Here is a 15,066-nt window from a genome sequence, read left to right on the forward strand (position 1 = left end):
ATAGGAGCTGGCTATGGCATGGACTATCGATGATTCTCAACCTCGCATCCTCTACAACAAGGACAAGCACGTAGCCGTGACGGCGTCGGCCATGAGCAAATACCACGAGTGGCGGCGGGAGATAGTGCGAGGCACGGACCCCAAGAACGCCGCCGACAAGGTGGGCGACATGCACTACGAACAGCTGGGCGGCAAGCACAAGGGGATCTACACGATCCGCCTCAGTCAGGAGCACAGGGTCGCCTTTACCATCAACAGCACCCTGCAGCAGGTCAGCGTAATCAGCATTGGTGGCCATTTTCCGCCGGGCTGAGTGGTCTGGTTGCGTGCAAAAAGGCGCCTGATGGCGCCTTTTTTATTGGCTTTCAGCCGCCACAGCGTGGTCAGCAGTGGGTCATGCGGCATTGCTGTGGGCGAGTCAGATCTGGCCAATCTCGCGGGCGGCATGTACCAACTGCTCCAGCTGATGATGGATCTGGCCGCGATCGAGTTGTTGTAGTGGCTGACGACTCCAGAGTACCGGGGTCAGGCTATCCGGATCGAATGCCAGAACCGGTTTGCAAGGGTCCTGGCTAAACAGGTTCTGGGCTGCGGCTTGTGCGCTGGTGGCGGCTTCCAGGCGGGTAAACATCAGTAGGTAGTTGGCCGGGTGTTCGGTCAGGTGGTAGGTATGCTCGCCGATCTGCAGGGTGGTGACGCTCTCTTCCTGTGCTGGCATGGGGAGAGAGAGGGAAAGAAACAGCTGATGGAGGGCTGCGTGATAAAGAGGGTTCATCGAGGGCTCCAAGTTGGTGATGGGGCAATTAGAGCAGCTCACCGGTGACGACACTGTTAATGGTGGCTCTGTTTTTTTAGCTTTCCGGCTGGTGGGGTGGTGTGCCGCGTTCAGTGCAAAAATCCCGACCACTCGCGATAGTCCGCACCCACTGCCTCTCCTAGACTGGCCACGACACATCACGAGAAGATAAACGCCATGCAGATTCAAACACATACCAGCGGCTTGCAGGCCGTCGCCCAGCATAATGACGCTACAGCGGAGGTTGGCCGACTGGGCCAGCTGGAGGCTCGTCAGGTTGCTACCAGTCAGGATGCCCTTCAGCTGGGCAACCGCAGTGAACCGCAAAAAGGACAGGGGCTGCTGGCCCGTTTGGGGGCCCAGTTGGCTCGTCCGTTTGTGGCGCTGAAAGAGTGGATCGGCAATCTGCTGGGGGCCCGTAGCGAAGCGCCCGCACACTCTGCCCCACCGGCAGACAGCCTCTCCCTGGTCGATCAAAAGCGTCTGCTGCTGCAAAAGGCATTGCCCTTTACCCTGGGCGGTCTCGATAAGGCGAACGAGCTCAATAACATAGATGCACAGCAGTTGGGGCTGGAACATGCCCGGCTGGCGACAGGCAATGGCGCTCTGCGCTCGCTGGCAACCTCACTGAACGGGATCAAGGATGGCTCCATGCGGCAGGAGAGCCAAACCTTGGCGGCCGGGTTGCTTGAACGTCCCATCGCCGGCATCCCGCTCCAGCAATGGGGGACTGTGGGTGGCAAGGTGACGGAGTTGATCGCCAACGCGACTCCGGAGCAGTTACAAGAGGCAATGAGCCAGCTGCACGCCGTGATGGCGGAAGTGGCCGACCTGCAACGCGCGGTCAAGGCCGAAGTTGCCGGTGAACCATTGCCAGCTGCCACCAGTGCCGAGGTTGTGGTGGCCCCACATGGTGAGGCCAAGCCTGCCGCCCGTGAAACCGTCGCCATGGCGCGCCAGACCGAGGTCACCGGTTACAAGCAGGCGCTGGAGCTCATCAGCTACCAGGCCAGCTATCTGCTGCGGGATCAGGTTTCGACCGAGGTTACCCTGAGCAGTGATGACCTCAACGCCTTGCACCAACACATTGCCGATGGCTCCATCAATGGCTCCCATATGGCCAAGCTGCAAACCCGAGGTGATCTGCAGATCCTGCGTACATTGGCGCTCTCTCTTGCGAGCGGCAGCGATGCCAATGGCGCTTCTCTGGGCAATGCACTCGACAGTCTCGCCTCGGCGCGTCCCAACCAGCGGTTGGTGCTGGGCGGTCTGATGCAGTTTGCAGGTCAGACCGACCAGGCATGGGCAGACCAGACCGCCGGCAAGCCGGAAGATCGACTCGATGCAGGGGCGCGACTGCGCTTTGACACCGGCCACATGAAGGCTGAACTGGCCCGCCTTGATGACAGTGCGGCTCGGCAGGTACTGCAACAGCTGGAGGGGGATTTTGGTGATCGAGCCAAGGCTATCTGTGATTTCGCGGTGGCACAGGTCTCTACCTTTGCCGACAGCGAGAGCAGCCCGGAAGCCGTGTTGGTCTCCCGCTTGACCCGTATGGGCAATCTGGTGGGCAGCCTGACCGACGAACTCAAGGCACGCCTTCAGCTGCCCGAGTCAGCACGCGGTGAGCCGACCATGATCGACTCCGTCAGCCAGCTGACTCCGCTGGAGCTGGCGGCTCTGGCCCATATCGGTGTCGGGGCCGACTATCTGTAACAAGCTTGCTCGTTACCCGTAAGGCAAGATTCATGGCGTTAAAACGGACACCTTCTGGTGTCCGTTTTTTTATGGAGAATGAGCCGGTTGTAAAGTTACGGCCGGTAGCGGGCGGCGGTGATGAACTGGCCGAAGGTCTCGCACCAGATGATCACGCTGTCATAGTCGGCCGGGTTCACATCGGCAGGCAGGGGGACGATAAAGTTGTCGAAAGTCTTCACCGGCCCGATCTTCACCATCTTCTCCTTCTGGCGGGCAAAGTCGGCCTCGGTCTCGACGAAGGTGGGCGACAGGTAGAGCTGGTAGTCGGGGCCAGGCGCCAGCCTGCCCATCAGGCTGATGGCATCGGGCCCTATGCTGACCTGCCCTTCGCCCCAGTGCAGCCGGTCGCTGTCTTGCAGATCCCGGCGAAAGGTGCCGTGAAAGCTGGCCTGAGCCTGCCGGGCGGCAACCTGCTCGTTGGCGGGGGCGGGCGGGGCGATCAGGATCGGCAGGGCATAGATGCCGGCCGCAAAGCCGGCGGCGCCCACCAGCAGATGGCTGGCCAGCAGCAGGGTCAGGGTCTTGCGTTGCATAGTGTCTCGGTCGTTGATTAATTGATGGCTCCACCCTACCAGCAGGCCGCCGTCATGCCCAGCCCGGGAGGAGGGCATGACGGTGGTTGCTCGGGCATCGCGTTGGCGGGGCTTACTGGATGCTGACCGAGAGGGTGTGGGGCACCTGCTCGCCACGGCGGGCGGAGGCGCGCATCTGATAGACCTGGATCAGGTACTTGCCGGAGGCGGGCAGGGCACCTTGCCACTGGCCATCGCCATCGTTGCGGCCCAGCGCCTCGGCCTGACCGGGTTGGGCACCGGGGGCGAAGACGTTGAAGTTGGCGTTGCTGCTGCCGCCGATCTTGACCGTCATGGTCTGGCCCGCCTTGGCCACCAGGGTGTAGTGGATGGTGTCGTAACCCGCGAAGCTGCCCTTGAGCTGGGCGCTGTGGGCCCCCTTGGCAAACTGCACCGGGACCGTGGTGATCTTGTCGGCGGCCTGCGCACCGGCGGCGGCCATGGTGACGGCCAGCAGGGCGGCCTGAATTGCTCGTTTCATCGTTGCACCTCGTGAAGGGGCCCTGTCACCCTGGCAGAGCCGCCCTGACAAGATATGACTAAATCGGCGGGCTGGCTATCCGGGTGGTGGTCGGGTCAGATGTGTCGATGGGGCAGATGTGGTGCGAACGGGTGAGATACCTGGCGACCCTATCCTCGCATGTTGCAGCGCAAGGCAAGCGACGGTCGCGCGGGTTGTTAAAGCCGGGCGCAGCTGACTGGCCCGGCTTGGTGTTCACTCCCTTTACCGCACCAATCTGTGCGCGGGCAGGATTAGGGGTTGAAGCTGCGGGTGATCTTCAGCTGATGAATCCCGCCGGAGCACTGGGCATCATTGCCCCAGGCGCTGACCGGCAGGCCGCGTTCCAGCGCCAGCAGGGCCATCTCGAACATGCCTCTGCCGGGGTAATCATTCAGGTTCTTGAAGACATGGAAGCTCGTGCTGCCCTGCTCATAATTCTTTTCCCATGAAATCACCACCGCATTGCCGGCGTCGGGGCCGCCACTGGCCGATTTGATATAGCCGGCATGCACATCGGTCAACATGACCCGATCAAGACACTGCACGTCGACCCGGTAAGTGGCCAAGGCACTGGTAGATAACATCAGGGTGGACAAGGCGGCCAACATAACGAATTTCTGTTTCATTATCATTCTACACATCTCCATCTGTGTGTTTTGGGTGAATGGCGGAAATTAAAATGGGGAGGTGGAAAAGGCCATGTCTATTTAATTTTGATAAGTCTGATGTTGATTTTATATATTGATTTTTGATTGACCTGTTTGGATTATGCATTTTGGTTTAACGATAACCAATTGATTTTCAATGGTTTGTTTTTGAATGTGGATGTCACCATTTTTCATCATCACGGTGAGATGAAAGATCGCGGGATATATAAAATAACGCCATTTTAATGCTGCGTTGTTTATTTTTAGGTATGTCTTGGCATAAAAAACAGCTCGATTGATGAGGCGCAACAAGAAGAAATGGGGCGTACCAAATATCTTTTGTGGTTATTGCTATCCATCAGCCAGCTTGCATATGAATTTGGATGATCGGTAGAGAGGCAGGCTTATCTTCGCGCGTATTCGATGATGGCTGTCGAGCAAGAGAAGCCGCTGGCGGGCATATCCCGTGCAGCCCTGAACTAAGACGCTGTAGGCGCGATGGCAATCCGATACCCTATGGCTCGGATTCTTCTTTTATCACGGGAATGGGACATGCTGATCATCTTCAGTGGTTTGCCGGGCAGCGGAAAAAGCACCATAGCACGGGCTCTGGCCCAGCGGTTGAGGGCCGTCTACCTGCGCATCGATACCATAGAGCAGGCCATTCGTGCCGCTGAGCAGGCAGATAACGAGATGGGGTCCGCCGGTTATTTCGTCGCCTATGGGCTGGCTCGAGAGAACCTGGCACTTGGCTCGATCGTCATCACGGATTCAGTTAACCCCATCCAGCTCACTCGGGATGCTTACCACGACATCGCCCTCTCGGTCGGGGTGCCCTGTCTCGATGTCGAGGTGATCTGCTCCAATCTGAAGTTGCACCGCGAACGGGTCGAAAACCGGACGGTGGATATCGAGGGGCTGGCATTGCCGGATTGGCAGGCGGTGATCGACCGCGACTATCAACCCTGGGGCAGTGAGCGTCTGGTACTGGATAGCGCCACCTTGTCGGTCACCCAGAGCGTGGAAAAGATTGTCGCCGCGTTGGCACAGGAATCGTAGGTTCGATTAGCGCTGCCTAATTGGACGATTGAGAGGCTTTGATGGCGGTTGTTGCCGTGAAGCAGGATCGGCCAGCCAGAGGGAGAAATTCGGCTGGCCATTATGGCGATTAGAATGGAAGGCCTCCATTGATGGGAATCAAGAACCCCATGCTGTAGTCTTTTGACGCACTTCCATAGTATCCACTAGCCACCACAAATACTTGTCCTGTAGATCCATCGAGAGGTTGGCTATCAATCACACCATACCCCGGTGTTATTTTTTGAGCATCGCGAAGGCAAAAATGAGCAGTTTTTCTTGGTTCAAGAACAAATGGAGTGTTGAGGCCCGGAATAATGTTCCAAGGGACAAAAGTACCATTAAAATTCTCACCATTTTTACCATATATTTTTACTGATACTTGAGCTGGCTCTCCAGAAACATTTGATATCTTAATACATGTCTGACCTACTTGCTCCAAGGTATAAAAGTCTGGAATTATTGCTGACCCTGCGAATGAAAAACTAGGTACAAGTAGTAGTGCTCTGGCTAAATATTTCATGTTAATCTCCTATGCATAATAAAGCATTTGATATGGTACGTTAATTAATGTTTTTAGTAAGTATCCATATGAGGGATGTTTTGTTATCTCGTAAAGAGATATATGAGAAATATATTGGTAGCAAAGGATGTGGATCCCGGAATCTATCCACTTTGCTGGCAAAGGCGTCATGGGTCAGATTAGCGAGTTATCAGTCGGATGACTGATATGCTGTTTTTCCACCTATTCCTGCCAATCAGCTGGCGGCCAGAAAATTGGAAAATTCGGTTGGCCGTTATGAGGGGGGAATCCATTTACGCGAAAGTCCGATTACGCCTGACGGCTAATCGAACCTACAGACTAATTGAATATACGGGTTTCGTGAGATCTCACTCAATTTATAAGTGAGATCTTCTATATAATTAAACAGCTTGTAATTAATTAGGTGTTAGTTTATATGCTTGGATGTTTTAGTAATCACGTTGAATATATAGGTTATATCGTACTCCCTAATGGAAGGGACTTTAATCAGTATTATACTCGAGACAGGATAACCGATACGATTGAGTTTGATATGGAAGTATTCAGGTATTTTGTTAACGCAATTGAGTCAATGAACAATGTTATTGATTATATTTATTTTGATAACTATGACGAGCTTTTTGAACATGTGTCATTGGATGAATTTAGAAGACGTATCCTAAAAGAATATCCATCAATGTCTAAATTAAGTGATTTGGCAAATGCCTATAAACATAGTGTTAGAGCAAAAACAAAGGGAGGAAGAACAATTATAAAGGAGGATAAAATAAAATCGGCAGAGATGAATGTGGTAGAAATCAAGGCAGATCTTACCATTTCTGCGGCGAAAATATCATCTACAACTAAAATAACATCACACTTTAGGGCGGAATATTACGAAGTTTTTCTCGAAAACTTTTCATATTGGTTAGACTATTTTAAGGCTGGAAATAGAAATGCGAAGTTAAGAGCGATTTTAGATGTGGGTCTCGGTAAATAGTTTTTAAATTTATAGGTTATTCTATGTTTATTTATTCTTGAGTATGAAAATTCTTCCATATTCGCAATCTTCCCTAAAGCATAAATAATACTTTCTGAACAGAATCACGCCAATTAAAAACGGCGCCTCGCGGCGCCGTTTTTAATATCACTAACCCAACCAGGATCACTGCAGCAGGGAGATATCCGCCACTTGCAGGAAGAGGTTGCGCAGGTTGTTCAGCAGTGCCAGACGGTTGGCTTTGAGGGCCTCGTCGTCGGCCATCACCATCACCTCGTTGAAGAAGGTGTCGACCGGCTCGCGCAGGGCGGCCAGACGGGTGAGGGCAGCCTGATAGCCACCGGCAGCGAACAGCGGGGCCAGTTCGGCTTGCAGTTCGGCAACCTGGGTGGCCAGCGCCTTCTCGGCGGCATCGACCAGCAGTTCCGGTTTGACGACAGTCGGCAGCTCGCCTTCGACCTTGGCCAGAATGTTGCTCACGCGCTTGTTGGCGGCAGCCAGTGCCAGTGCGGCATCCAGGGTGCGGAAGTAGCTGACGGCCTTGACGCGGCGATCGAAGTCGAGCGGACGGGTCGGGCGGCGGGCCAGTACGGCCAGCACCACGTCGGCACCGATGCCTTCGTCCTGATAGGCGGCACGGAAGCGGCCCAGCATAAAGTCGACCACGTCGGTGACGACGGTTTTGTTGGTCAGCTTGTCACCGTAGACGCGTACCGCTTCTTCAACCAGTTCAACCAGATCCAGATCCAGCTGCTTCTCGGTCATGATGCGCAGGGCACCGATGGCGGCGCGACGCAGGGCGAACGGGTCCTTGTCACCCTTCGGCAGCATGCCGATGCCGAAGATACCGGCCAGGGTGTCGAACTTGTCGGCCAGCGCGACGGCGCAGGCAACCAGACCGGACGGCAGGGCATCGCCGGCAAAGCGCGGCATGTACTGCTCGTTGAGGGCCACGGCCACTGCTTCGTCTTCGCCATCGTGACGGGCGTAGTGCATCCCCATGACACCCTGGGTGTCGGTGAACTCGCCGACCATGTTGGTCATCAGGTCACACTTGGAGAGCAGGCCGGCACGCTTGGCCTGAGCCACGTCGGCGCCGATACGCTCGGCAATAAAGCCGGCGACGGTCTCGATGCGCTCGACCTTGGCCTTGACGGTGCCCAGCTGTTGCTGGAACAGCACGGTTTCAAGGCGCGGCAGGCGGGAGGCCAGGGTCTGCTTGAGGTCGGTCTTGAAGAAGAACTCGGCGTCAGAGAGACGGGGGCGCACCACCTTCTCGTTGCCGCTGATGATCTGGCTCGGGTCTTTGGACTCGATGTTGGTGACGAAGATGAACTTCGGCAGCAGCTTGCCGTTCTTGTCGTAGACCGGGAAGTACTTCTGGTCACCCTTCATGGTGTGAACCAGGGCTTCAGCGGGAACGGCCAGGAACTTCTCTTCGAAGTTGGCGGTCAGCACCACAGGCCACTCGACCAGTGCGGTGACCTCTTCCAGCAGGGCGTCGTCCAGATCGGCCACGCCACCGAAGGCGGCAGCGGCCGCTTCGGCGTCAGCCTTGATCTTGGCCTTGCGCGCCATGAAGTCGGCAATCACCATGCCGCGCTCCTGCAGGATCTGCGGGTACTGGCTGGCGTTGTCGATGGTGAACTCGCTCTCACCCATGAAGCGGTGACCGCGGATGGTGCGGGCAGAGTCGATACCCAGAATGTGAGCGGGCACCAGTTCCCCATCCAGCAGCAGGGTCACGGTAAAGACCGGACGCACGAACTGGATGGTCTTGTCGCCCCAGCGCATCATTTTCGGGATGGGCAGCTTGGCCAGAGCAGAGGCAACCAGTTCGCCCAGCAATTCTTTGGCCGGACGGCCTTCGACCTTGGCGGTGTGAACCAGCCACTCGCCCTTGTCGGTGACCAGACGCTCGGCCTGCTCGACGGTGATGCCGTTGCCACGGGCCCAGCCTTCGGCAGCCTTGGTCGGCTTGCCTTCGGCATCGAACGCCTGGGCCACGGCCGGGCCGCGCTTCTCGACGCTCTTGCTCGGCTGTTCGCCAGCCAGTGCGTGCACCTTCAACGCCAGACGGCGCGGGGAGGCAAACCACTCGACGTCGCCGAAGGCCAGATCGGCCTTGGTCAGCTCGGCTTTGAAGTTGTCGGCAAAGGCTTCGGCCAGGGAGCGCAGGGCTTTGGGCGGCAGCTCAGCAGTACCGATCTCTACCAGAAATGTATGTTGTGCCATGTCCGTTCCTTAACCTTGCTTGTTCTCACTGCGCTCACGCATGTCGTCGCTACGTTGGCACATCGGGAAGCCCAGCGCTTCGCGGGAGGCGTAGTATGCCTCTGCCACGGCCTTGGTCAGGGTGCGAATGCGCAGGATGTAGCGCTGACGCTCGGTGACCGAGATGGCCTTGCGGGCATCCAGCAGGTTGAAGGAGTGAGCGGCTTTGAGGATGCGCTCGTAGGCAGGCAGCGGCAGCGGTTTTTCCAGTGCCAGCAGATTCTGGGCTTCCTTCTCGTACTGCTCGAAGCAGTGGAACAGGAACTCCACATCGGCGTGTTCGAAGTTGTAGGTGGATTGCTCCACCTCGTTCTGGTGGAACACGTCGCCGTAGGTGGTCTTGCCCAGCGGGCCGTCAGACCAGACCAGATCGTAGACGCTGTCAACGCCCTGGATGTACATGGCCAGACGCTCGAGACCATAGGTGATCTCGCCGGTAACCGGCTTGCACTCGAGGCCGCCAACCTGCTGGAAGTAGGTGAACTGGGTCACTTCCATGCCGTTCAGCCACACTTCCCAACCCAGACCCCAGGCACCCAGCGTCGGGTTTTCCCAGTTGTCTTCCACGAAACGGATGTCGTGGATCTCGGGATCCATGCCCAGCTCTTTCAGGGAGCCCAGATAGAGTTCCTGAATGTTGTCGGGGGAAGGCTTGATGATCACCTGGAACTGGTAGTAGTGCTGCAGGCGGTTCGGGTTTTCACCGTAGCGGCCGTCAGTCGGACGGCGGGACGGTTGCACGTAGGCGCAGGCGATGGGCTCGGGGCCCAGGGCGCGCAGGCAGGTCATGGGGTGAGAAGTACCGGCACCCACTTCCATATCCAGAGGCTGAATGATGGTACAGCCCTGGCGGGACCAATAGTCCTGCAGCTGCAGGATCAGGCCCTGAAAGGTTTTGACATCGAATTTTTGCATAATATTTTTCGCGCGAAATGAAATCAGAGCAAGATTTGCTGAATGTGAACCGAAGGAGTATACCGTCTGGCATGGTCGGATAATAGGCGAAATTACAGCGGATTAATGTGATGGCGCTGCGCCGGGCCTGGGCGGGAGGGGTTGTCGGCACTCCCATGCCCGGGTTGGCATCGACCCCGGGGATTGGATGAAATGACAGGAGAGAGGGAATGGAGTTGCGTTGCGCCTGGGTGACCAAGGACCCGGAATACATCGAATACCATGACAAACAGTGGGGGAGGCCGGTCCATGACTCGCGCGAGCTGTTTGCCAAGCTTTGCCTCGACGGCCAGCAGGCGGGGCTGTCGTGGATCACCATCCTGAAGCGTACCGAGAGCTACCATCGCGCCTATGCCGACTTCGATCCGGTGCGCATCGCGCAGTTCGACGAGCAGGATGTGGAGCGGCTGATGCAAGACAGCGGCATCATCCGCAACCGGCTCAAGGTGCAGTCGATCATCAAAAATGCCCGCGCCTATCTGGCGCTGGAGGCCGAAGGCATCGACTTTGTCGATTATCTGTGGGGCTTCGTGGGCGGCGCCCCCATCGTCAACCAGCGCCAGGGCAACGGCGACATTCCGGCGACCTCAGCGGAGTCGGATGCCATGTCGAAGGCGCTCAAGAAACTCGGCTTCAACTTCGTCGGCAGCACCATCTGCTACGCCTTTATGCAGGCGGTGGGGATGGTGAACGATCATCTCGTCACCTGCCCCTGCCACGCCGAATGCCAGCAGGGGCCTGCGCGCCAATAAACCGGGCGCAAGGTAAAAGAGAAGGGAGGCTGATGCCTCCCTTCTGTATCTTGAGCCCAGAATTATCCGGGCTGAAGGGTGTGAGTCAGCGCCTCGCACACCTCGTCGCTGCTCATCAGCCGCACGAAGGGGCCGGCCAGGGTGGCGTTGTGATGGGCGATGATCTGGGGGGCGACCAGCTGCGGGGTATCCATGCAGGTGTGGGCATCGCTGACCAGTACCACGGCGTAGCCGAGATCCGCTGCCGCCCGGCAGGTGGTATCTATGCAGTACTGGGTCTTCATGCCGGTGACGAGCAGGGTTTGTACCCCGCGCTGCTGCAGCCAACTATCGAGGGCGGTGCCGTGAAAGGCACTTGGTCGCTGTTTGTCGAACACGAGGTCGGCTGCGGTCACGGCCAGCTCGGGCACCAGTTGCCAGAGGGGGCTGCCCGCGGCGATGGGGCTACCGGCCGGGCCCGTGTGACGTACCGCCAGTACTGGGATGCCGGCACTATGGGCGGCATCGGCAAGCCGGTTGATGTTGGCCAGTAGCTGTGGGCCGGCATGGGGCGCCTCCGGGCCATGCAGCAGGCCGACCTGCATGTCGATGATGAGCAGGGCGGAATGGGCGAGTGAAGACATGGGCTGGCTCCGTTGTGGGGGAGCCCCACTCTGGCGGTAATGTCACCGGGTCGGCAACCCGCATCTGGGGGGCGTGGGCCTATGTGTTGTTCGCGCTGACTGTGAAACGTCAGCGAGGTTCGGGGCGCATTCCTCTGCCCGAGCGGCAGCCATGCGTGGCAGATGGGGGATCTGCATCGACAGCGTCACACCTTGGCACACCTCTGGGGTAGAATGCGCCCTCTTTGGATTTGAGTCGGTTTTTTTAGAGGTTTTTCATGCATTTCAAGACAATCGTTCCCGCCGTTGCTCTGGCCGTCGCCCTGAGCGGCTGTACCACCAACCCCTATACCGGCGAGTCCCAAACCTCCAAGGGCGCCTGGGGCGCACTGGCGGGCGCCGCTGCGGGTGCCGCCGTGGGTGCGCTCTCCTCCAGCAAGGGTGACCGCAAGAAGGGGATCCTGACCGGCGTGGCCGCCGGCGCCGCGTTGGGTGGCGGTATCGGCTACTACATGGACGTGCAGGAAGCCAAGCTGCGCGAGAAGCTGCAAGGCACCGGCGTCAGCGTGACCCGTAACGGTGATCAGCTGATCCTCAACATGCCGAACAACGTCACCTTCGACAGCTCCAGCGCCCAGTTGAAGGCCGCCGGTGCCAACACCCTGTCCGGCGTGGCCATGGTGGTCGCCGAGTTCGACAAGACCCGCCTGAACGTGGTCGGTCACACCGACAGCACCGGCTCTCGCGAGCTGAACATGAAGCTCTCCGCCCAGCGCGCCGATGCCGTCGCCGCCCAGCTGATCGGCCAGGGTGTGACCGGCAGTCGCATCGCTACCAGCGGCGTGGGCCCGGATCAGCCGGTCGCCACCAACAGCACAGCCGAAGGCAAGGCCCAGAACCGTCGGGTGACCATCACCCTGACCCCGACCGCCTAAGCGGCCCGGTTCGCAGCCATGAAAAAGGCCCCGCCAGCGATGGCGGGGCCTTTTTATATTGGGGCCGTTGCGAGCAATGGCGCCTTGTTTTTTGCCCTCTTCTCCCCTTGCGGGAGAAGGGACGGGGATGAGGGGATAACTGCCTCTTAGACCGCCGCAGTCAGCTGCACTTCCACCTTGTAGCCTTCGTGGGCCAGACGGGCCTGTACGCAGGCGCGCACGGGGGCGGTGTTGGCGTCAGGGGAACCAGGCATCCCGCCCGGCTTAGACGGCGGCAGTCAGCTGCACTTCCACCTTGTAGCCTTCGTGGGCCAGACGGGCCTGTACGCAGGCGCGCACGGGGGCTGTGTCGGCGTCAGGGGAACCAGGCATCCCGCCCGGCTTAGACGGCGGCAGTCAGCTGCACTTCTACCTTGTAGCCTTCGTGGGCCAGACGGGCTTGTACACAGGCTCTCACCGGTGCGGTGCCCGCCGGAATCCAGGCATCCCACTGCTCGTTGAAGGCGGCGATGTCTGCAATGTCCTTGAGATAGATGTTGGCCATCAGGATCTTGTCGACGCTGGAGCCATTGGCTTCCAGCAGGCGCTGCAGGCTGGTCAGCACTTCGCGGGTCTGCTGGTGAATATCGGCGGTGTCGGTGGCGGGCACTTCCACCACGTAGAGGGTACCGTTGTGAATGACCACGTCAGACCAACGCTGGGTGGTGCCGATTCGGGTAATAGCTGGCATGGATTGCTCCGGTAGTGTGGCTCATTGACCCTTGCGGATCAGATAGCGGTAAGGGGCCTGCTCTGTCTCGCTGGCGACCAGGGTGTGATCCATGAAGCGGCAGAAACTGGGAATGTCGCGGGTGGTTGAGGGATCGTCGGCACTGACCAGCAGGGTCTCCCCGTCAGCCATCAGCCGCACTTTTTTACGCACCATCATGACAGGTTCGGGACAACGAAGCCCGATTGCGTCCAACTCGTGAGTCGCGTCGCAGAATAAAGCACTCATCAATAATCAACCTTCAACCAAATCAGCTGCCAATGATACTCGCGGCGAAAAAATAATCAAACGACCTGGGCTGTCAACAGCATATGTAACCAAAGTGTTATCAGGCCCTACCCACACCCCGCCGTATGAGTAATATAAAAATTGAACCATATTCAACAAGGAGGTGTGAATATGCAGGTCTCCTACGGCAGATTACAAGCCTACGCAGGCATGGGGTTCTTGTCTTTCGCCATGATAGTGATGGGCAGCCCGATCGGTAACACCGGCACCTGGTTCGGTTCCATGGTGATGATCGGACTGGGGCTTTGGATCGAGCTCAGCGATTACTACGACGAGGATGAGGACGAAAACGATCAATCCTGACCCCAAGACTCTCACGATGACAAAGGCGGATATCTCATCCGCCTTTGTCGTTTCTGGCCGCAGCGAAAAGCGTCAGCGGGTCGAGCGCATGGCCCGCTCCAGATGCAGGGCGGTCAGCTGCGGGTTGGCTCTGGGGTCGTTGAAGAAGTTGCTCAGTACATCCATGATCGCCTGGCGCATGTTGGTCGGCGTCGCCATCCCCTCGGCCATGCTGGGCAGCAGGTTGCCCTCTCGCTCCGCCTGCAGGAAATCCTGGTAGGAGCGCACGGCGCAGCGGTCGAACTTGCTCATGTCCGGTTTGACCAGTGCCGGGATCGAACCCTTCACCCGGTTGAACTCCTGCTGGAAGCGCGGCGTCATCAGCAGCTGGGCCAGTTCGCCCTGGGCCTGCAGCTGGGCGGGATTCCGCTGCTTGAACATGGCGATGGAGTCGAGGTTGTAACTGAACAGCCCCTGGCTGCCGGGGCTCGGCAGGCACTCGATATCCTCGCCGGGCCGATAGTTGCCGGCGCTCAGCTCGCCCTTTACCCAGTCCCCCATCACCTGCATGGCGGCGCCGCCGCTCTCCAGCAGGTTGGTGGCCTGGTGCCACTTCAGGCCGGCGTATTTCTCCGGCACATAGCCGCGCAACTGCTGGAAGCGGGTCAGCACCCGCACCATGTCGGGACCGGTCAGGGTGGCGCTGTCCTGTTCCACGAACGCCTTGCGGTAGAACGCTTTGCCGCCTTCGCCGAGCGCCACCGTTTCAAACAGCACTGCCAGCTGCCAGGGCTCATTGCCGATGGCGAGCGGGGTGATCCCTTTCTCCTTGAGCCGGTCGGCCACGGTTATGAACTGGGCCCAGCTGGTGGGCGGGGTCAGCTTGTTGCGCTCGAAGATCTTGCGGTTGAGCCACAGCCAGTTGACCCTGTGGATGCCGGTGGGTACCGCCATCAGGGCGCCGTTCTGGCTGAGGGTCTCCCGCACCATGGGCGGCAGCTGGGGATACCAGCCGAGGTGTTCGGCCATGGGGCTGAGATCGCGTAGGAAGCCGAGTCCGGCCCACTCCCGCAACTCGAACCCCTTGAGGTGGGCAGCCTCCGGTGGGTTGGCCGCCAGGGCCCGGCTTTTCAGCACCGTCATGGCGCTCTTGCCGCCGCCCCCTTGCACCGCGAAGTCGTTCCACTGGTTGCCCTGCTCGGTCCATTCTGACTTGAGCACCTCCACCGCCTTGGCCTCGCCGCCAGACGTCCACCAGTGCAGCACCTCCACCTGGGAGGCGCTTACAGGCAGGGAGAGCAGGGCGACAATTGCAAACGGGAACAACTTCATAAG

General features: G+C 58.4%; 20 protein-coding genes. 7 read left to right on the forward strand and 13 right to left on the reverse strand.

The features are described from left to right. The first annotated feature begins 13 nt into the window (after positions 1-13). On the forward strand, positions 14-313 hold the full coding sequence (locus ACB033_RS21535; RefSeq protein WP_005307369.1) for a hypothetical protein: 300 nt from the start codon (positions 14-16) through the stop codon (positions 311-313). Positions 314-418: 105 nt separating this feature from the next. Here ACB033_RS21535 and ACB033_RS21540 read toward each other — a convergent pair whose 3' ends face one another. Further along, a complete protein-coding gene (locus ACB033_RS21540; protein WP_139432720.1) occupies positions 419-775 on the reverse strand; it encodes a CesT family type III secretion system chaperone in 357 nt (118 codons plus the stop codon). 198 nt (positions 776-973) lie between these two features. On the opposite strand from ACB033_RS21540, the gene ACB033_RS21545 reads away from it, so the two are divergent. Then, the gene (locus ACB033_RS21545; RefSeq protein WP_371140739.1) at positions 974-2,512 is read left to right on the forward strand and encodes an AexT-like T3SS ADP-ribosyltransferase toxin; all 1,539 of its coding nucleotides are present in this window, start codon (positions 974-976) and stop codon (positions 2,510-2,512) included. Between the two features lie 95 nt (positions 2,513-2,607). On the opposite strand, the gene ACB033_RS21550 is transcribed toward ACB033_RS21545, so the two are convergent. The 3 genes from ACB033_RS21550 to ACB033_RS21560 form a co-directional block, all read right to left on the reverse strand. Next, on the reverse strand, positions 2,608-3,087 hold the full coding sequence (locus tag ACB033_RS21550) for a DM13 domain-containing protein (RefSeq protein ID WP_139753628.1): 480 nt from the start codon (positions 3,085-3,087) through the stop codon (positions 2,608-2,610). Positions 3,088-3,199: 112 nt separating this feature from the next. Then, entirely contained in the window at positions 3,200-3,607 is a 408-nt protein-coding gene (locus tag ACB033_RS21555) for a hypothetical protein (protein ID WP_005307387.1), read from the reverse strand. Between the two features lie 272 nt (positions 3,608-3,879). Then, positions 3,880-4,260 carry a hypothetical protein gene (locus tag ACB033_RS21560; protein ID WP_158198263.1) on the reverse strand — a complete coding sequence of 127 codons (381 nt, stop codon included), beginning with the start codon at positions 4,258-4,260 and terminating at the stop codon, positions 3,880-3,882. A 567-nt stretch (positions 4,261-4,827) separates the two neighbouring features. Between ACB033_RS21560 and ACB033_RS21565 the strand changes: the two genes are divergently transcribed. After that, entirely contained in the window at positions 4,828-5,334 is a 507-nt protein-coding gene (locus tag ACB033_RS21565) for an AAA family ATPase (RefSeq protein ID WP_371140740.1), read from the forward strand. Between the two features lie 109 nt (positions 5,335-5,443). Here ACB033_RS21565 and ACB033_RS21570 read toward each other — a convergent pair whose 3' ends face one another. After that, a complete protein-coding gene (locus ACB033_RS21570; protein ID WP_371140741.1) occupies positions 5,444-5,875 on the reverse strand; it encodes a hypothetical protein in 432 nt (143 codons plus the stop codon). Positions 5,876-6,428: 553 nt separating this feature from the next. Here ACB033_RS21570 and ACB033_RS21575 point away from each other — a divergent pair. Continuing rightward, a complete protein-coding gene (locus ACB033_RS21575; RefSeq protein ID WP_371140742.1) occupies positions 6,429-6,875 on the forward strand; it encodes a hypothetical protein in 447 nt (148 codons plus the stop codon). A gap of 165 nt (positions 6,876-7,040) precedes the next feature. Here the strand turns inward: ACB033_RS21575 and glyS are convergent, their stop codons facing one another. Next, on the reverse strand, positions 7,041-9,110 hold the full coding sequence (glyS, locus tag ACB033_RS21580; RefSeq protein ID WP_371140743.1) for a glycine--tRNA ligase subunit beta: 2,070 nt from the start codon (positions 9,108-9,110) through the stop codon (positions 7,041-7,043). A gap of 9 nt (positions 9,111-9,119) precedes the next feature. Further along, entirely contained in the window at positions 9,120-10,064 is a 945-nt protein-coding gene (gene glyQ, locus ACB033_RS21585; RefSeq protein ID WP_005307400.1) for a glycine--tRNA ligase subunit alpha, read from the reverse strand. Positions 10,065-10,273: 209 nt separating this feature from the next. Here glyQ and ACB033_RS21590 point away from each other — a divergent pair, with 209 nt between their 5' ends. After that, positions 10,274-10,855 (forward strand): DNA-3-methyladenine glycosylase I, encoded by a 582-nt coding sequence (locus tag ACB033_RS21590; RefSeq protein WP_371140744.1) that lies wholly within the window; start codon positions 10,274-10,276, stop codon positions 10,853-10,855. Positions 10,856-10,917: 62 nt separating this feature from the next. Here the strand turns inward: ACB033_RS21590 and ACB033_RS21595 are convergent, their stop codons facing one another. Next, positions 10,918-11,478, reverse strand: coding sequence for a cysteine hydrolase family protein (locus ACB033_RS21595; RefSeq protein ID WP_124250762.1), 561 nt, complete (start codon positions 11,476-11,478; stop codon positions 10,918-10,920). Between the two features lie 257 nt (positions 11,479-11,735). Between ACB033_RS21595 and ACB033_RS21600 the strand changes: the two genes are divergently transcribed. Next, positions 11,736-12,392 carry an OmpA family lipoprotein gene (locus tag ACB033_RS21600; RefSeq protein ID WP_005307410.1) on the forward strand — a complete coding sequence of 219 codons (657 nt, stop codon included), beginning with the start codon at positions 11,736-11,738 and terminating at the stop codon, positions 12,390-12,392. 146 nt (positions 12,393-12,538) lie between these two features. Here the strand turns inward: ACB033_RS21600 and ACB033_RS21605 are convergent, their stop codons facing one another. The 4 genes from ACB033_RS21605 to tusA are packed head-to-tail and all read right to left on the reverse strand — an operon-like array spanning position 12,539 to position 13,389. Beyond that, positions 12,539-12,646, reverse strand: coding sequence for a hypothetical protein (locus ACB033_RS21605; RefSeq protein WP_017783254.1), 108 nt, complete (start codon positions 12,644-12,646; stop codon positions 12,539-12,541). A 10-nt stretch (positions 12,647-12,656) separates the two neighbouring features. Next, the gene (locus ACB033_RS21610) at positions 12,657-12,764 is read right to left on the reverse strand and encodes an endoribonuclease L-PSP (RefSeq protein WP_010672406.1); all 108 of its coding nucleotides are present in this window, start codon (positions 12,762-12,764) and stop codon (positions 12,657-12,659) included. Between the two features lie 10 nt (positions 12,765-12,774). Then, positions 12,775-13,122 carry a RidA family protein gene (locus ACB033_RS21615; RefSeq protein ID WP_371140745.1) on the reverse strand — a complete coding sequence of 116 codons (348 nt, stop codon included), beginning with the start codon at positions 13,120-13,122 and terminating at the stop codon, positions 12,775-12,777. Positions 13,123-13,143: 21 nt separating this feature from the next. After that, complete coding sequence (gene tusA, locus ACB033_RS21620) at positions 13,144-13,389, reverse strand: sulfurtransferase TusA (RefSeq protein ID WP_005307416.1); 246 nt, start codon at positions 13,387-13,389, stop codon at positions 13,144-13,146. 171 nt (positions 13,390-13,560) lie between these two features. Here tusA and ACB033_RS21625 point away from each other — a divergent pair, with 171 nt between their 5' ends. After that, positions 13,561-13,752 (forward strand): hypothetical protein, encoded by a 192-nt coding sequence (locus tag ACB033_RS21625; protein WP_005307420.1) that lies wholly within the window; start codon positions 13,561-13,563, stop codon positions 13,750-13,752. A 72-nt stretch (positions 13,753-13,824) separates the two neighbouring features. Here the strand turns inward: ACB033_RS21625 and ACB033_RS21630 are convergent, their stop codons facing one another. Then, a complete protein-coding gene (locus ACB033_RS21630) occupies positions 13,825-15,063 on the reverse strand; it encodes an ABC transporter substrate-binding protein (RefSeq protein WP_371140746.1) in 1,239 nt (412 codons plus the stop codon). Positions 15,064-15,066: the final 3 nt, after the last annotated feature.

Source organism: Aeromonas sp. S15(2024) (genome assembly GCF_041402265.1).
GTDB classification, from domain to species: Bacteria; Pseudomonadota; Gammaproteobacteria; order Enterobacterales; family Aeromonadaceae; genus Aeromonas; species Aeromonas dhakensis.

What these genes read in the sequence shown, in the direction of transcription:
- glyQ (WP_005307400.1), bottom strand. Translation starts at nt 10,064, where the DNA reads ATGCAAAAATTCGATGTCAAAACCTTTCAGGGCCTGATCCTGCAGCTG.
- ACB033_RS21590 (WP_371140744.1), top strand. Translation starts at nt 10,274, where the DNA reads ATGGAGTTGCGTTGCGCCTGGGTGACCAAGGACCCGGAATACATCGAA.
- glyS (WP_371140743.1), bottom strand. Translation starts at nt 9,110, where the DNA reads ATGGCACAACATACATTTCTGGTAGAGATCGGTACTGCTGAGCTGCCG.
- ACB033_RS21615 (WP_371140745.1), bottom strand. Translation starts at nt 13,122, where the DNA reads ATGCCAGCTATTACCCGAATCGGCACCACCCAGCGTTGGTCTGACGTG.
- ACB033_RS21560 (WP_158198263.1), bottom strand. Translation starts at nt 4,260, where the DNA reads ATGATAATGAAACAGAAATTCGTTATGTTGGCCGCCTTGTCCACCCTG.
- tusA (WP_005307416.1), bottom strand. Translation starts at nt 13,389, where the DNA reads ATGAGTGCTTTATTCTGCGACGCGACTCACGAGTTGGACGCAATCGGG.
- ACB033_RS21595 (WP_124250762.1), bottom strand. Translation starts at nt 11,478, where the DNA reads ATGTCTTCACTCGCCCATTCCGCCCTGCTCATCATCGACATGCAGGTC.
- ACB033_RS21625 (WP_005307420.1), top strand. Translation starts at nt 13,561, where the DNA reads ATGCAGGTCTCCTACGGCAGATTACAAGCCTACGCAGGCATGGGGTTC.
- ACB033_RS21630 (WP_371140746.1), bottom strand. Translation starts at nt 15,063, where the DNA reads ATGAAGTTGTTCCCGTTTGCAATTGTCGCCCTGCTCTCCCTGCCTGTA.
- ACB033_RS21610 (WP_010672406.1), bottom strand. Translation starts at nt 12,764, where the DNA reads ATGCCTGGTTCCCCTGACGCCGACACAGCCCCCGTGCGCGCCTGCGTA.
- ACB033_RS21555 (WP_005307387.1), bottom strand. Translation starts at nt 3,607, where the DNA reads ATGAAACGAGCAATTCAGGCCGCCCTGCTGGCCGTCACCATGGCCGCC.
- ACB033_RS21550 (WP_139753628.1), bottom strand. Translation starts at nt 3,087, where the DNA reads ATGCAACGCAAGACCCTGACCCTGCTGCTGGCCAGCCATCTGCTGGTG.
- ACB033_RS21605 (WP_017783254.1), bottom strand. Translation starts at nt 12,646, where the DNA reads ATGCCTGGTTCCCCTGACGCCAACACCGCCCCCGTGCGCGCCTGCGTA.
- ACB033_RS21565 (WP_371140740.1), top strand. Translation starts at nt 4,828, where the DNA reads ATGCTGATCATCTTCAGTGGTTTGCCGGGCAGCGGAAAAAGCACCATA.
- ACB033_RS21540 (WP_139432720.1), bottom strand. Translation starts at nt 775, where the DNA reads ATGAACCCTCTTTATCACGCAGCCCTCCATCAGCTGTTTCTTTCCCTC.
- ACB033_RS21535 (WP_005307369.1), top strand. Translation starts at nt 14, where the DNA reads ATGGCATGGACTATCGATGATTCTCAACCTCGCATCCTCTACAACAAG.
- ACB033_RS21600 (WP_005307410.1), top strand. Translation starts at nt 11,736, where the DNA reads ATGCATTTCAAGACAATCGTTCCCGCCGTTGCTCTGGCCGTCGCCCTG.
- ACB033_RS21545 (WP_371140739.1), top strand. Translation starts at nt 974, where the DNA reads ATGCAGATTCAAACACATACCAGCGGCTTGCAGGCCGTCGCCCAGCAT.
- ACB033_RS21575 (WP_371140742.1), top strand. Translation starts at nt 6,429, where the DNA reads ATGGAAGTATTCAGGTATTTTGTTAACGCAATTGAGTCAATGAACAAT.
- ACB033_RS21570 (WP_371140741.1), bottom strand. Translation starts at nt 5,875, where the DNA reads ATGAAATATTTAGCCAGAGCACTACTACTTGTACCTAGTTTTTCATTC.